12 protein-coding genes are annotated in these 14,440 nt (G+C 62.0%); 4 read left to right on the top strand and 8 right to left on the bottom strand.

The annotated features are described in order from the left end of the window. Nucleotides 1-34: 34 nt before the first annotated feature. From V1279_RS26455 to V1279_RS26430, 6 genes are read right to left on the bottom strand one after another with little or no spacing between them, the layout of a single operon-like run. Nucleotides 35-838, bottom strand: coding sequence for an HAD family hydrolase (locus V1279_RS26455; RefSeq protein ID WP_334441924.1), 804 nt, complete (start codon nt 836-838; stop codon nt 35-37). Continuing rightward, nucleotides 835-1,323 carry a gluconokinase gene (locus V1279_RS26450; protein WP_334446581.1) on the bottom strand — a complete coding sequence of 163 codons (489 nt, stop codon included), beginning with the start codon at nt 1,321-1,323 and terminating at the stop codon, nt 835-837. Before V1279_RS26450 ends, V1279_RS26455 begins: the two co-directional genes overlap by 4 nt. 22 nt (nt 1,324-1,345) lie before the next feature. Continuing rightward, complete coding sequence (pgl, locus tag V1279_RS26445) at nt 1,346-2,101, bottom strand: 6-phosphogluconolactonase (RefSeq protein ID WP_334441921.1); 756 nt, start codon at nt 2,099-2,101, stop codon at nt 1,346-1,348. Nucleotides 2,102-2,104: 3 nt separating this feature from the next. Beyond that, a complete protein-coding gene (gene zwf, locus V1279_RS26440) occupies nt 2,105-3,616 on the bottom strand; it encodes a glucose-6-phosphate dehydrogenase (RefSeq protein WP_334441919.1) in 1,512 nt (503 codons plus the stop codon). A gap of 6 nt (nt 3,617-3,622) precedes the next feature. Then, entirely contained in the window at nt 3,623-4,618 is a 996-nt protein-coding gene (gene gnd / locus V1279_RS26435; RefSeq protein WP_334441917.1) for a phosphogluconate dehydrogenase (NAD(+)-dependent, decarboxylating), read from the bottom strand. Between the two features lie 12 nt (nt 4,619-4,630). Then, nucleotides 4,631-7,477, bottom strand: coding sequence for a bifunctional transaldolase/phosoglucose isomerase (locus tag V1279_RS26430; RefSeq protein ID WP_334441914.1), 2,847 nt, complete (start codon nt 7,475-7,477; stop codon nt 4,631-4,633). A 247-nt stretch (nt 7,478-7,724) separates the two neighbouring features. On the opposite strand from V1279_RS26430, the gene V1279_RS26425 reads away from it, so the two are divergent. Beyond that, on the top strand, nt 7,725-7,988 hold the full coding sequence (locus V1279_RS26425) for a hypothetical protein (protein WP_334441912.1): 264 nt from the start codon (nt 7,725-7,727) through the stop codon (nt 7,986-7,988). Nucleotides 7,989-8,033: 45 nt separating this feature from the next. Here the strand turns inward: V1279_RS26425 and V1279_RS26420 are convergent, their stop codons facing one another. Together V1279_RS26420 and V1279_RS26415 are read right to left on the bottom strand one after the other, a co-directional pair. Beyond that, nucleotides 8,034-8,483: a DsrE family protein gene (locus V1279_RS26420; RefSeq protein WP_334441910.1), complete on the bottom strand. Its 450-nt coding sequence runs from the start codon at nt 8,481-8,483 to the stop codon at nt 8,034-8,036. 28 nt (nt 8,484-8,511) lie between these two features. Then, nucleotides 8,512-9,141, bottom strand: a complete 630-nt coding sequence (locus tag V1279_RS26415) for a hypothetical protein (RefSeq protein ID WP_334441907.1) — start codon at nt 9,139-9,141, stop codon at nt 8,512-8,514. A 503-nt stretch (nt 9,142-9,644) separates the two neighbouring features. On the opposite strand from V1279_RS26415, the gene V1279_RS26410 reads away from it, so the two are divergent. The 3 genes from V1279_RS26410 to V1279_RS26400 are packed head-to-tail and all read left to right on the top strand — an operon-like array spanning nt 9,645 to nt 14,422. Continuing rightward, nucleotides 9,645-11,588 carry a PrkA family serine protein kinase gene (locus V1279_RS26410; RefSeq protein ID WP_334441904.1) on the top strand — a complete coding sequence of 648 codons (1,944 nt, stop codon included), beginning with the start codon at nt 9,645-9,647 and terminating at the stop codon, nt 11,586-11,588. Between the two features lie 12 nt (nt 11,589-11,600). Continuing rightward, nucleotides 11,601-12,881 carry a YeaH/YhbH family protein gene (locus tag V1279_RS26405; protein WP_334441901.1) on the top strand — a complete coding sequence of 427 codons (1,281 nt, stop codon included), beginning with the start codon at nt 11,601-11,603 and terminating at the stop codon, nt 12,879-12,881. After that, nucleotides 12,878-14,422 (top strand): SpoVR family protein, encoded by a 1,545-nt coding sequence (locus V1279_RS26400; protein ID WP_334441899.1) that lies wholly within the window; start codon nt 12,878-12,880, stop codon nt 14,420-14,422. The genes V1279_RS26405 and V1279_RS26400 overlap by 4 nt, the downstream gene beginning before the upstream one ends. The last annotated feature ends 18 nt before the right edge of the window (nt 14,423-14,440 follow it).

Genomic DNA, 14,440 nt, shown 5'->3' with positions numbered 1-14,440 from the left:
TTATCTGCGCAGAAAACGCGTCAGAAAAGAATCCCTATCCGAGCTGCAGCACCGTCTCGATCGCAGCGGCAAATCCGTCGCGCTCGTTGCTGTCGGTCACATGCGTTGCGTGCTGCTTGATGCCATCGGCCGCATTGCCCATCGCAAACGAAACGCCGCTCCTGGCAAACATCGGAAGATCGTTCTCCATGTCGCCGACGGTCGCTACCGCCGCGGCCGGAATGCCGAGCCGCCTGGTCATCGCATCCACGAAGGTGCCCTTGTCGTGACCGGGCGGCGTGACGTCGAGATAATACGTCTGCGAGCGGACCGCGGTCGCCTCCGCCCCGACGGCTTCTCGCATCGCCACCTCGCAACGCTTAAGCAGCGCCGCGTCCGAACTGGCGCCGACGATCTTGCAGGCTTCTCCGAGATACGGCGTGAAATCCGGGATAATGGTCGGATCGGCCTTGATCGCGCGCTTCTCGTGCGGGACGTATTCGCCGTCGGGATTGCGCGTGTACCAGCGATCGTTGGTGAACAGCCAGATATCGACGCCGAACGCATTGAGCACGTCGAGGCTGCGTTGCGCCACGGCGGGGGCGATCAGATACTGCTCGATCGGCTTGAGGCTTGCGTCGACGATCGAGCTGCCGTTGAAGGCGCCAACGGGAAGCGTGATCGAAAGCGGATCGATCAGAAAACCCATGCCGATGGTTGGCCGGCTGGAGACGATGGTGAAGCCGATGCCGGCCGCATGCAGCCTGCGTACGGCGGCCTTTGCGCCGTCGGTCAGAACTTTGTCCTTCGTCAACAGGGTGCCGTCGACGTCGGAGACGACAAGCGCAATGCGGGTCATTGGGGAACCAGGTTCAATTGAGTGACGATGTCATCCACGATTCGCTCGACCGGCGCATCGATCGATACCGTGATCGGCCGTTCGTTCGCTCCCGGCCGCTCCAAGGTCTTGAACTGGCTGGCGAGCAGGCCCGGCGGCATGAAGTGGCCCTTGCGGGCGGCGAGGCGGGCGGCGATCAGATCCTGCGTTCCGTCGAGAAAGACGATGCGGACATCGTCGCGGCCGTGCACGAGAACGTCGCGATAGGCGCGCTTCAGCGCCGAGCAGGCGATGACAGCGCGCTCACCGGCGGTCGAGAGGCGGTCGATCTCGTCGGCAATCGCCTGCAGCCACGGCCAGCGGTCCGCGTCGGTGAGCGGATGGCCGGCGCTCATCTTCGCGACGTTGCCCGGCGGGTGAAACCTGTCGCCGTCCTCGTAGCGCCAGCCGAGTCGTCCAGCGAGATGATCCGCGATGGTGCTCTTGCCCGAGCCGGAAACGCCCATCACCACCAGCGCACAGGGAGTCCTATTGCCCACCAAAATTCTCCGGAAGTGCTTCCCGGTCCACCAGCCAGACCGCCTCGCCGGAGGGCTGCGCGCAGTTGGCGGGCAGGTTCTCGCCTGCGAAGAGGCGCGTCAAGATCGCACGTTTATCGCGGCCTGAAACCTCGAACAGCATTTCGTGGCACGAGGCGAGGGTGGGCAGCGTGAGGGTCACGCGTGGCACGAATGGCTCGACATTGGCGCGAGGGACGCCGACGACCCAGCGCGCCGTCTCGTCGAGCGCGGGATCGTCTGGAAACAGCGAGGCCGTATGGCCGTCGGGGCCGACGCCCATCAGCACGAGATCGAACAGCGGCCTGGCCAGGTCGAGCGTGTCTGCCCCGTAAAACGATTGCAATTCCTGCTCGTAAAGCGCGGCGCCCCGGTCGGGATCGGCTGGGTCGGCGGTTGCGGTCGGAATCGGATGGATGTTCGCCGTTGGCGCGTATTGATTCAGGAAAATCGTTCGCGCCATGCCCATGTTGTTGAGCGGATCGTCCGCCGGCACGAACCGTTCGTCGCCGATGAACCAATGCACGCGCTGCCACGGGATCCGGCTTCGATAGGGATCGGTTGCGAGCAGTTGATAGAGCTGCTTCGGGCTCGATCCGCCGGTCAGGCAGATCGCCACGCGGCCGCTGTTGGCGGCCATTCTGGCCAGCAAATGTTCGGCGGCGGTCGCCGCCATCGCCGCCCGATCGGCGACCGCGATCACTTGGCGGTTGTCATTCGCTGCCATCGCTCACCCGAGCTTTCGCCAGCTTCGGCCGTCGCGGGTCAACAAATCGTTCGCTTCCCCCGGGCCTTCGCTGCCGGCCTTGTATGTCTTCAACCCGTTGGCTCCCGCCTTCTTCCAGGCATCGATGAACGGTTGTACCGCCTTCCAGCCGGCCTCGACGCTGTCGGCGCGCTGGAACAGGATGTTGTCGCCGATCATGCAGTCATAGATCAACGTCTCGTAGCCGGTCGAGGGCTCCGCCTTGAAATAATCCTTGTAGCGAAACTTCATCTCGACGCCGTCGATCAGGATCGAGGGGCCGGGCACCTTGGTGTTGAACTGCAACGCGATGCCCTCGTTCGGCGCGACACCGATCACGAGGTAGTTTTGCGCCAGCCGCTCCACCGGCGTGCAGTTGAACATCGCGAACGGCGCCTGCTTGAACTTGATCGCGACTTCAGTGCGCTTGACGCCGAGCGCCTTGCCGGTGCGCAGGTAAAAGGGAACGCCTGCCCAGCGCCAATTGTCGATGATAAGCTTCAGCGCCGCATAGGTTTCGGTGGTGCTGCCGGGTGCGACGTCCTCGATTTTGCGGTAGTCGGCGATCTCGCTCTCTCCGATCCGGCCGGCCAAATACTGGCCGCGCACCGAATTTCGCAGCGCCTCGGCCTCGCTCTGGACCTGGATCGCGGCGAGCACATCCGCCTTTTCGGTGCGGACCGAATGCGCATCGAAGCGGATCGGCGGCTCCATCGCGACCAGCGACAGCAATTGAAACAGATGGTTCGGCACCATGTCGCGCAATGCGCCGGTCTGGTCGTAGAAGCTGCCGCGGTGGCCGACGCCGAGCTGTTCATTGACCGTGATCTGAACATGGTCGATGTGGTTGCGGTTCCAGATCGGCTCGAACATGCCGTTGGCGAAGCGCAGCACCAAAATGTTCTGCACCGTCTCCTTGCCGAGATAGTGATCGATCCGGTAGATCTCGTGCTCGTCGACGAGCTTGAGCAGTTCGCTGTTCAGCGCCTTCGCGGAGGCGAGATCGGTGCCGAACGGTTTTTCCACCACCAGCCGCCGCCACGCACCGTTCTCGGCCAGCATGCCGGTGCGGCCAAGCTCGCGGCTGATCGGCAGGAACGCGTTGGGCGGGGTCGCCAGATAGAACAGCCGGTGGCCGCCGGTGTTTCGCGCGGCTTCCAGTTCGCCGAGCTGTTTGCTCATTGCATCGAACGACGCTGGACGCTTTGGATCGGCCTCGATGCAGGTGACGCATTCAAGCAGGCGCCGCGCGATCTTATCGTCCACCGGGCGGGTCGCAAACTCTCGCAGGCCTTTCATCAGATTGTCGCGAAGTGCGTCGCTCGACATCCCTTCGCGCGTGATGCCGACCACGCAGAATTTGTCCGGCAAGAGATCGGCCGCCGCGAGGTTGTAAAGCGCAGGGACGACGAGCCGGTGCGCGAGATCGCCGGTCACGCCGAAAATGACGAAGGAGCAGGGATCGGGCTTCTTCTGTGCTATCTGACCGACCGCCATGGGTGCTCAGGCCTTCGTGTCAGGTTTTTTCGGCGGCTCCCTGTGGCCGCCGAAACCTGCCCGCATCGCAGACAGAATCTTCTCTGCAAAAGTGTGATCCCTGCGCGACCGGAAGCGTGCGTAGAGCGCCGCCGTCAGCACTTCTGCCGGCACGGCTTCATCGATCGCGGCATTCACGGTCCAGCGGCCTTCGCCGGAATCCTCGACATAGCCGGAGTAGTTATCCAGCGTCTGATTTTCGGCAAGTGCGGACGCCGTGAGATCGAGCAGCCAGGACGGGATTACGCTGCCGCGCCGCCACACCTCGGCGATATCAGCGATATCAAGGTCGAAGCGATGCTCCGGCGGCAGCGCCTCTATGTTGGCGTTCTTTAGGATGTCAAACCCTTCGGCATAGGCCTGCATCAGGCCGTATTCGATACCGTTGTGGATCATTTTGACGAAGTGCCCGGCGCCGGACGGGCCGGCGTGGATGTAGCCCTGCTCGATACGCGGGTCGCGGCCCTCACGCCCCGGCGTGCGCGGGATGTCGCCGATGCCGGGCGCCAGCGTCTTGAAGATCGGATCGAGCCGGTCGACCACCGCCTTGTCGCCGCCGATCATCATGCAATAGCCGCGCTCGATGCCCCAGACACCGCCGCTGGTGCCAACGTCGAGATAATGCAGGCCCTTTGCCTTCAGCGCCGCGCCGCGGCGAACGTCGTCCTGCCAGAACGTATTGCCGCCATCGATGATGACGTCGCCGGGCTGCATCAGCTTTGCCAATGCCTCGATGGTCGCCTCGGTGATTTTGCCGGCCGGCAGCATCACCCAGGCGGCGCGCGGCTTCTCCAGTTTCGCCACAAAATCTTCCAGCGCATCAGCGCCGACGGCGCCTTCCGCCGCAAGCGCGGCGACCGCCTTGGCATCCTTGTCGTAGACCACGGCAGTGTGGCCGTTCTTCATCAGCCGGCGGACGATATTGCCGCCCATCCGGCCGAGCCCGATCATGCCGAGTTGCATATCCTGACTTTCCTAACTGAGCGCTTCCGCAATCGCGGCATCGAGCGCGGACAGTCCCGATCCGAGGTCGCCCTTGAGATGGACGCGCAGCGCGCGTCGCCCACGTTCGGTGAGCACGTCGAAATCGCCGCGCGCCTGCGCCGCCTTGATGATGCCGAAACTCGCCTTCTGTCCCGGCACCGGCAAATCCTCGGCGTCGTCGGTGGTGATCTGCAAGAATACCCCGCTGTCGGGGCCACCCTTGTAGGCCTGCCCGGTGGAATGCAGGAAGCGCGGGCCGAATTCGGCGCAGGTCGCGACCTGACGCGTGTCGCGTACCGCGAGCCGCATCTTCTGTAGCGAGCCGATCGTGCCGGGGTCTCGCGCGATATAGGCGAGCAGGGCGACATAGTCGCCGCTCTCCGAACGCGAAAGATGCGCTTTGATCCAGGAGCCGAGCGTGCCGTCGGCACCGGCCTTGCGCAGCTCGGCCGCGTTGTGCGCGTCGGTGTAGAGATCGGCCTGATCGGTCGAAATAACAGGCTTCTCCGCAGGCAGCGCGCCGGTCTTCTCGAATGCGCCGGTCAGTTCGCGGGTCTTGATCTTGGCTGCTTCCACATCGGGCTGGTTGAACGGATTGATGCCGAGCATCGCGCCCGCCACGGCGGTGGCCATCTCAAACCGGAAAAACTCCTGACCGATATGGTCGATCGACTTCATGACGATGCGGGCCACGGGGTGGCCTGCCTCCTCAAGCGCCTTGAGCCTGTCATCATGCGAGGCGTCGTCCTCACCTTCGGTCCGGATATCGATGAAGAAGCGATCGTTGCCGTAAAGCGAGGGATCGCTGAGCGGCTCGCCGTCGATCGGGATCAGGCCCTTGCCTTCCTTGCCGGTGGATTCGGCGATCAGTTGTTCGGCCCAGGCGCCGAAATCGGCGATCTTCTCCGACGAGGTAATCGTCACCTTGTCGCGGCCTTCGAGGCCGGCGAGCCCCATGGCCAGCCCAAGCTGCACGCCGGGATTTTCGTGCGGCGGCACGTCGGCGCCACAGGAGCGCACCATCGCGAGCGCATGGGTGATCAAGCTGCGTACATCGATACCGGCGGCAGCCGCCGGCACCAGTCCGAACGGCGACAGCACGGAATAGCGTCCGCCGATCGCGGGATCGCCATGGAAGATGCGGGCAAAGCCCTGCTTGATCGCGACCTTCTCCAGCGACGAGCCGGGATCGGTCACCGCGATGAAGCGATGGCCGGCTTTGTCCTTGCCGATGGTCTTGGAGACGCGATCGAAGAAATAATCCTTCATCACGTTCGGCTCGGTGGTGCCGCCGGATTTGCTGGAGACAATGAAGAGCGTGTGGGCGAGATCGACCGCATCCTCCATCGCGCGGACCTGCGCGGGATCGGTGGAATCGAGCACATGCAGCTTCGGAAAACCGGATTTCCTGGCGAACGTTTCCGCCAGCACTTCCGGCCCGAGGCTCGATCCGCCCATGCCGAGCACGACGGTATCGCTGAAATTCTGTCCCTTCACGCGACGGGCAAAATCCTCGTAATCGGCGACGTCGGCGGCCGCAGGGCTGTTCAGCCAGCCCAGCCATTTGTTCTCGTCGTCATCGGTCCAGACGGATTTGTCCTTCTGCCAGAGGCGGCGGATTGTAGCCGACGCGCGCCAGTCCTCGGTGCTCTTCTCCACGGCCTTCCTGATGCCGTCGCCGAGTGCGAGCTGCTGCCGGTCGATCCCGCCGCCGAGGACGGTGGCGCGCTTGTACGCCACTGCGCCATAGAGCTTGTCGGCGGCATCGGCAAACAGCTTGACGCCGTCCCTGACCAGTTCGGCGGTGATGGCGTCAAGCGAGATGCCGGACTTTTCGAGCTCTTCCAGCACGCGCCTTGCGTCCTCGATATTTTCCTCGAGACTGTCGCGCAGCTTGCCATGGTCGCGGAACGCATCGAGCGTTGCCGGCGGCACGGTGTTGACGGTGTTGGCGCCGATCAGTTCCTCGACATACAGCACATCGCTGTAGTCCTTGTTCTTGGTGCCGGTGGACGCCCACAGCAAACGCTGCGGCTTTGCGCCCTTGGCTGCAAGCTTGTCCCAACGGGGGCCTGCGAACAGCCGCTTGTAGTCCTGATAGGCAAGCTTGGCGTTGGCGATGGCGACCTTGCCCTTCAGCGCGCTCAGCCGCTCCTTCTCGCTGGGGTCATTGGCCTTTGCAATCTTGTCGTCGAGCTGCTTGTCGACCGCGCTATCGATGCGGCTGACGAAGAAAGACGCGACGCTGGCGACAGGCGCGGGATCGCCGCCGTTGGCGACGTATTTTTCAAGGCCCGCGATATAGGCCTCCGCCACTTCGCGATAGACGTCCTGCGAGAACAGCAGCGTGATGTTGATGCTGATGCCTTCGCCGATCAGATGTTCGATCGCGGGCAGGCCTTCCGGCGTGGCCGGTACCTTCACCATCAAATTCTGCCGCTTGACGTCCTTCCAGAGCCGTTCGGCTTCGGCGATGGTCTCCTTGGTATCCATCGCCAGATAGGGCGAGACCTCGAGGCTGACGAAACCGTCATTGCCATTCAAGCGGTCGTAGACTGGGCGCAGCACGTCGGCGGCGCTCTGGATGTCCTCGACGGCGAGCGCCTCGAACAGGTCGGCGACGGGCCGGTCGCCCGCTTGCAGGGCATGTCCGATCGCGCCGTCGTATTCGTCCGAACTTCCGATCGCCTTTTCGAAGATCGAGGGGTTCGACGTCACGCCCTTGACGCCGTCGGTATCGATCAGCGCCTTGAGGTCGCCTTTGACAACGAAGCCGCGGGCGAGGAAGTCCAGCCAGATCGCCTGGCCATGATTTTCGAGTGCTTTGACGGGATTCATGGTGCCTGTTCTGTTCGGTCGGTTTTTTGGGTTTCCGGCAGCTTTCGGGGGCAGGGCCGGAAAGTCAACATTTTGGTTGGGCATGCAGCCGGATGGAATGGGGCGGTCCGGGACGATAACGCCATTGGCTCCGGTTCGATCCCGAGAATGGCCGGTCTTGCCGGCTCGATACGACCGGGCCGGTCGAACCGGCTTTCGGAATGGCGACACCAACGGGCACAAGCACGAAGTCGTGAAGGAGGCCGTCATGAGCCGTCGTTTCTCGCTCCCCGCCTGCCTCATGCTTTTGTGTGGCCTGCTCGCGCTTGGCGTGACCACGGCGGAAGCGGCCGGCCTCGGCGTGCATTTGAGGGTTCATGCGCAAAACATTCCGCGGGCCGTTGCAGGGGGAAACAACCCGCATGTCGGCGTGGGAGCGGGCGCGCAGGCGCCATCGCAACTGAATCCGAACACAAGAAGTATTCAGCTCGATGCAGCGGGCGAAAGTACGGCGATCAAATCGCCCAAATGAGCGATTGACGTGAAAGGTTCACGTCAGTTGGCAAGATCTGAAGGTCTAAGGCCTCAGGTAAAGATAGCCCTGCGATTGCAGCTCGGCGATCCGGACCACGCCGCCGCGCTCGGCGGCAAGGAAGCCCGGCAGCAAATCCTTCAGCGCGACATTCTGGGATTTCATGGTGTTGCCACAGGCGGCGAGTTCGAGACCGGCTTTGGAGAATTGCCCGACGCGCTTCGAAAGATCGGGGTTGGCGGAAGTCAAATGAAACGCCCGCAACGCCTGGCCATGAACCACCAGCGCGATCGTGACATGGTCGGGGCCGCCGACGCCGTCGAGATGATTCTGGATGTTGCCGAGGACGAAGCTGACCTTGTCGAGATGGTTGAGGTGATAGACCACTTTCAATTTTTGCGGAGGCGCTGCGTCGGTAGCCGCGCTGGCGCGAGAAGCGGCAAACACAGCAGGCAAGGCCGAAATCGCGCCCCACAGGATATTGCGTCGATGCATGGCGTTCTCCCAAGCTGAATAGTGAAGCTCACTTGCGCCTGAGCGCCGCAAGTTCCTTGCGGTCTGTCACCAGTTCGGCACATTCGTGCAAGTCCGCGCGATCGACGCGGAAGATCTTGTCGTCGGTGCCGGCAACCAGATCATTGCTGGCGTCGTCGTCGGCCTTGTTGCGCTCCCAGATCCTGATCCGCTCCAGCCGGATCAGCGCGGATTTGTCGTCCTTCATCGCCACGTCAATGCCGCCGCCTTCACAATCGACGCCGCAGCCAAGTCGGATTTCGCCGCCGCTGTTTTCGGCGACAATGTGATTGCAGTAGCCGCTGGAATCGAAATTGCCCGCGCGATGGCGATATTTGAAGCCGAGGCGGAACGAATAATTGACGGTCTTGTCTTCCGGCGCGTGTTCGGCCGTCACCAACAGCTTCATTGCGCTGACCTTCTGCTTCGGATGCTGCGCCAGATGGCTGGCGTCATAACGACGCACGAAGCAGGCATAGGTCTTGTGGCTGAGCGGGCCGCCGAACATCTGAGTATAGAAGGCGGTGGCTTTGGCTTTGTCGACGCCTTCCTGGGCGTGACAGGCATGGGCTCCGATGACGGAGGCAACGGCGGCGACGATGACGGAGGCAACGGCGGCGACGATGCAGGCGTATTTCATGGCAGACTCGGGTTAAACGCGCGGCATGTTACTTTAGTTGCAGTTGGCGCCGGGTGCGTTCAACACCCCGTCCGCGATGAACGCGTGTTAATCTTGGCCTTATTTGCCGCTGACCGGCCGCCCGAAGGTCACAAAAGGCGCGGTTATCGCGCGTCCGGGCCGTTTCAGAGCCCCGAAGTGCTCCGTTTGGCTGTTCGGGGTTTGCCAGGCGGATGCAGATTCGAGCCGCGCGACCGCTCAGATTCCTTAAAAAATCCCTTACGGCGTGCTCAGTACTTACCCGGTGAAAAATGTTGCAGCACGGCTACAACGCGAGCGAAATGGCACCGTATCTTTACGAGGAGGAGGCCGTTAGCACGACTATTGCATTGCATTGTGAAGTCGCTCGCGTGTCCAATCAACCTATGTGCTGATTGTGATTCGCGAACGGAAGCTGAGACGCTCCGACACTGGAACCCGAGTGGTGCGTCCGGCATTTACAGGTGACCATGGAGAGACGGATCATGTACAACGATTCTCTGTTCAATGCTTTCGCCCGGTCCTTCGAAGCTAGAAGCCAGACCGACATGTCGATGGCGGAATATCTCGAGTCGTGTCGAAGCGATCCGATGCGATATGCCAATGCAACCGAACGGCTGCTAGCTGCGATCGGTGAGCCTCAGATGATTGACACGGCCAAGGACGCTCGCCTTGGCCGTATCTTTTTGAATCGCACGATGCGGCTCTATCCGGCCTTCGCCGGCTTCTACGGAATGGAAGACACGATCGAGCGTATCGTCGGCTTCTTCCGCCACGCGGCCCAGGGCCTCGAAGAGCGCAAGCAGATTCTCTATCTGCTCGGGCCTGTCGGCGGCGGAAAATCCTCGCTTGCCGAACGTCTCAAGTCGTTGATGGAAGTCCACCCCATCTACGTGTTGAAGGCCGGTGACGAACTCAGTCCGGTGTTCGAGAGCCCGCTCAGCCTGTTCGACCCGGATTCACTGGGGCCGATGCTCGAGGAAAAGTACGGCATTCCGCGCCGCCGCCTCAGCGGACTGATGAGTCCGTGGTGCTACAAGCGCCTCGAAGCCTTCGGTGGCGACATCTCGCAATTCCGCGTCGCCAGGATCCAGCCGTCGCGGCTGCGCCAGATCGCGATCGCCAAGACGGAGCCCGGCGACGAAAATAATCAGGACATCTCCTCGCTCGTCGGCAAGGTCGATATCCGCAAACTGGAGATCTTCGCCCAGAACGATCCTGATGCCTACAGCTATTCCGGCGGGCTCAATCGCGCCAATCAGGGCATCCTTGAATTCGTCGAAATGTTCAAGGCGCCGATCAAGATGCTGCATCCGCTGCTGACTGCGACGCAGGAGGGTAACTACATCGGCTCCGAAAATATCGGCGCGATTCCCTTCACCGGCATCATTCTCGCGCACTCCAACGAGTCGGAATGGCAAAACTTCAAGGCCAACAAGAACAACGAGGCCTTCATCGACCGTATCTGCGTCATCAAGGTGCCGTACTCCCTGCGTGTCACCGAAGAGCAGAAGATCTACGAAAAGCTGATCCAGGGCTCCGAACTGGCCACCGCGCCCTGCGCCCCGGCCACGCTTGAAACGATGGCGCGCTTCTCGGTGATGTCGCGGTTGCGCAGGCACGAGAATTCGACCGTGTTCGCCAAGATGCGGATCTATGACGGTGAAAGCCTCAAGGAATCCGATCCGAAGGCGCGCAGCGTTCAGGAATACAGGGATGCCGCCGGCGTCGATGAAGGCATGGACGGCGTTTCGACCCGCTTCGCATTCAAGGTCCTCGCCGCGACCTTCAACCACGACACCAGTGAGGTCGGTGCCGACGCGGTTCATCTGATGTACACGCTGGAGCAGGCGATCCGGCGCGAGCAGCTTCCCGACGAGGTCGAGAAGCGTTACCTCGAATTCATCAAGGCCGAGCTGGCGCCGCGCTATGCCGAATTCATCGGGCACGAGATCCAGAAGGCCTATCTCGAATCCTATTCGGATTACGGCCAGAACCTGTTCGACCGCTATGTCGACTATGCCGACGCCTGGATCGAGGATCAGGATTTCAAGGATCCCGACACCGGACAATTGCTCGATCGCGAACTGCTCAATCAGGAGCTGACCAAGATCGAAAAGCCGGCCGGCATCGCCAACCCCAAGGACTTCCGCAACGAGGTCGTAAAATTCTCGCTGCGATCGCGGGCCCAGAACGGCGGCAAGAACCCGTCATGGACCAGCTATGAGAAGATCCGGGAAGTGATCGAGAAGCGGATATTCTCCCAGGTCGAGGATCTGCTTCCCGTGATATCCTTCGGCTCGAAGAAGGACGGCGAGACCGAGAAGAAGCACGACGACTTTGTCGCACGCATGGTCGAGCGCGGCTACACCGAGCGGCAAGTCCGCCGGTTGGTCGAGTGGTACATGCGCGTAAAACAGGCTGGCTGAGGCGGATGAAACGTGGCCATTCACATTGTCGACCGGCGCCTGAATCCGGGTAGCAAGAGTCTCGAGAATCGCCAGCGCTTTTTGCGTCGCGCCAAGGCGCTGGTTCAGGGGGCGGTGAAGAAATCGTCGCAGACCCGGGACATCAAGGATGTCCTGGAAGGCGGCGAGGTCAGCGTCCCCATCGATGGCATGGACGAGCCGCGCTTTCGCCGCGAAGGCGGTACGCGCGACATGGTGCTGCCGGGAAACAAGAAGTTCGTCGAAGGCGATTACCTTCCGCGGCCGAACCCGAGCGGTGGCAAGGGAAGGGGTGCGGGCGAGGGCGACAGCGAAGATACGTTCCGCTTCGTTCTCAGCCGCGACGAGTTCGTCGACCTGTTCCTGGACGACCTGGAATTGCCCGACCTTGCCAAACGAAAATTGGCCGAGGTCGAAAGCGAGGGCATTCGCCGGGCGGGTTACACGACATCCGGCTCGCCCGCCAACATTTCCGTCAGCCGAACGGTAAGTCGCGCCCTGGCGCGGCGCGTTGCGCTGCGGCGGCCGAGGCCGGAGGCGCTGGCGGCCCTCGAGGCGGAGCTTCTGGATTGCAGCGACGAGGCACGCCGCGCCGAGCTCATGGCCGAGATCGAGGCCCTGAAGACAAAGATGCGCCGGATTCCGTTCATCGATCCGATCGACATCCGCTACCGGCGGTTCGAGACGGTGCCGAAGCCCGTGGCGCAGGCCGTCATGTTTTGCCTGATGGACGTCTCCGGTTCGATGACCGAGCATATGAAGGATCTCGCCAAGCGGTTCTACATGCTGCTCTACGTGTTCCTGAAGCGGCGCTATCGCCACGTCGAGATCGTTTTCATCCGGCATACCGACCGGGCCGAAGAGGTCGACGAGCAGACGTTCTTTTACGGACCGGCTTCCGGCGGCACGCTGGTATCGAGCGCGTTGCAGGCGATGCACGACATCGTGCGGTCGCGGTTCCGGCCGGCGGACTGGAATATTTACGCTGCACAGGCTTCCGACGGCGACAATTCCTACGCGGACGGCGAGGTCACGAGCTGGCTCCTGACCGACAAGATCCTGCCGGTCACCCAGTTTTTTGCCTATCTGGAAGTCGGCCAGGAGAACGGCCTTTCCTACGAAATGCCCAATTCGTCGCTCTGGACCCTTTACGAGGGCCTGCGCGCGAGCGGCGCGCCGCTATCGATGCGCAAGGTCAACGAACGCAGCGAGATCTTTCCGGTGTTTCACGATCTCTTCCAGCGCCGTAGCCAGCAGGAAAGGACCGGGTCATGACCGCGACCGGCCAGTTGCTGTTTGAGGGCGCCGACTGGGACTTCCGGACGCTGCAGCGGATCTGCGACGCTTGCGAGCAGATTGCGCGGGACGAATTGAAGCTCGACGTCTATCCCAACCAGATCGAGGTCATTACCGCCGAGCAGATGCTGGACGCGTATTCGTCGGTCGGCATGCCCTTGTTCTACAAGCATTGGTCGTTCGGCAAGCACTTTGCCTTTCAGGAGGCGTCCTATCGCAAGGGATTGATGGGGCTGGCCTACGAGATCGTCATCAACTCGTCGCCGTGCATTTCCTACCTGATGGAGGAAAATACGGCGACGATGCAGACGCTCGTGATTGCGCATGCCGCTTTCGGTCACAATCATTTCTTCAAGAACAACTATTTGTTCAAGCAGTGGACCGACGCCGACGGCATTCTCGATTATCTCGAATTCGCCAAGCGCTATGTGGCGCATTGCGAGGAGCGCCACGGCCGGCTGGCGGTCGAGCACACGCTCGATGCTGCGCACGCCCTGATGTCGCACGGCATCGATCGCTATCCTGGCAAGAAGAGTCTCGACCTTCGCGCCGAGGAAAAGCGGGCGGGCAGGCGCCGTGCCCATGAGGAGAGCGCATTCAACGATTTGTGGCGCACCGTTCCGACCGGTCCGGCGAAGAGCGGCGCGGTACTGGACATTGAACGCCGTCGCCAGATGCTTGGCCTGCCCCAGGAAAACCTGCTGTATTTTCTCGAGAAGACGGCGCCGCGCCTGCGTCCCTGGCAACGCGAATTGCTGCGCATCGTGCGGAATATCGCGCAGTATTTCTATCCGCAGAGCCAGACCAAGGTGATGAACGAGGGCACGGCGACCTACGTTCACTATCGCATCATCAGCCGGCTGCACGAGCAGGGCCGGCTGACGGACGGCAATTTCCTCGAATTCCTGCAGTCGCACACCAACGTCGTGTTCCAGCCCGAATTCGACGACCCGCGCTATTCCGGCTTCAATCCGTATGCGCTGGGATTTGCGATGATGCAGGACATCGAGCGCATCGTCGCCAATCCCGAAGCCGAGGATCGCGAGTGGTTCCCGGATATCGCCGGCACCGGCGATACGATGGGCGTGCTGCGCGACATCTGGGCCAATTATCGCGATGAGAGCTTCATCAGCCAGTTCATGAGCCCGCGGCTGATGCGGCAATTCCGCATGTTCCACCTGCATGACAATCCGGAGGAGCGCGCCGGCATCCGGGTCGACGCGATCCACGACGAGCGCGGCTACCGCCGGCTGCGGCGCGAGCTGGCGCGGCAGTACGATGTCGGCTTCATCGACGCGAACATCGAAGTCGTCGATGTCGACCTCGCCGGCGATCGCCGCCTGATGCTGCGCCATACGGTGGTAAAGGGCGCCCAGCTCAGCGAAGCCGACACCAAGCGCGTGCTGCAGCACCTTGCCGATCTCTGGAGCTACGACGTATCGCTCGTCGAGGTCGACACGTCCAACAAAGTCTTGAAGGAGTATGTCGCCAACCCGCGGAACATTGCCGTGGCAGCATAGCTACCCGCGGCAGCATAG

The sequence above is a fragment of the Bradyrhizobium sp. AZCC 1610 genome, from assembly GCF_036924515.1.
Lineage (GTDB): Bacteria > Pseudomonadota > Alphaproteobacteria > Rhizobiales > Xanthobacteraceae > Bradyrhizobium.
The sequence above is the reverse complement of the archived record's forward strand: the minus strand, read 5'-3'. Positions and strand labels throughout refer to the sequence as shown.

Excerpts from the sequence above, each read along its gene's own strand:
- V1279_RS26420 (WP_334441910.1), bottom strand. The coding sequence starts at position 8,483 with ATGCATCGACGCAATATCCTGTGGGGCGCGATTTCGGCCTTGCCTGCT.
- V1279_RS26430 (WP_334441914.1), bottom strand. The coding sequence starts at position 7,477 with ATGAATCCCGTCAAAGCACTCGAAAATCATGGCCAGGCGATCTGGCTG.
- V1279_RS26450 (WP_334446581.1), bottom strand. The coding sequence starts at position 1,323 with ATGGGCGTTTCCGGCTCGGGCAAGAGCACCATCGCGGATCATCTCGCT.
- V1279_RS26415 (WP_334441907.1), bottom strand. The coding sequence starts at position 9,141 with ATGAAATACGCCTGCATCGTCGCCGCCGTTGCCTCCGTCATCGTCGCC.
- zwf (WP_334441919.1), bottom strand. The coding sequence starts at position 3,616 with ATGGCGGTCGGTCAGATAGCACAGAAGAAGCCCGATCCCTGCTCCTTC.
- V1279_RS26400 (WP_334441899.1), top strand. The coding sequence starts at position 12,878 with ATGACCGCGACCGGCCAGTTGCTGTTTGAGGGCGCCGACTGGGACTTC.
- gnd (WP_334441917.1), bottom strand. The coding sequence starts at position 4,618 with ATGCAACTCGGCATGATCGGGCTCGGCCGGATGGGCGGCAATATCGTC.
- V1279_RS26410 (WP_334441904.1), top strand. The coding sequence starts at position 9,645 with ATGTACAACGATTCTCTGTTCAATGCTTTCGCCCGGTCCTTCGAAGCT.
- V1279_RS26425 (WP_334441912.1), top strand. The coding sequence starts at position 7,725 with ATGAGCCGTCGTTTCTCGCTCCCCGCCTGCCTCATGCTTTTGTGTGGC.
- V1279_RS26455 (WP_334441924.1), bottom strand. The coding sequence starts at position 838 with ATGACCCGCATTGCGCTTGTCGTCTCCGACGTCGACGGCACCCTGTTG.
- pgl (WP_334441921.1), bottom strand. The coding sequence starts at position 2,101 with ATGGCAGCGAATGACAACCGCCAAGTGATCGCGGTCGCCGATCGGGCG.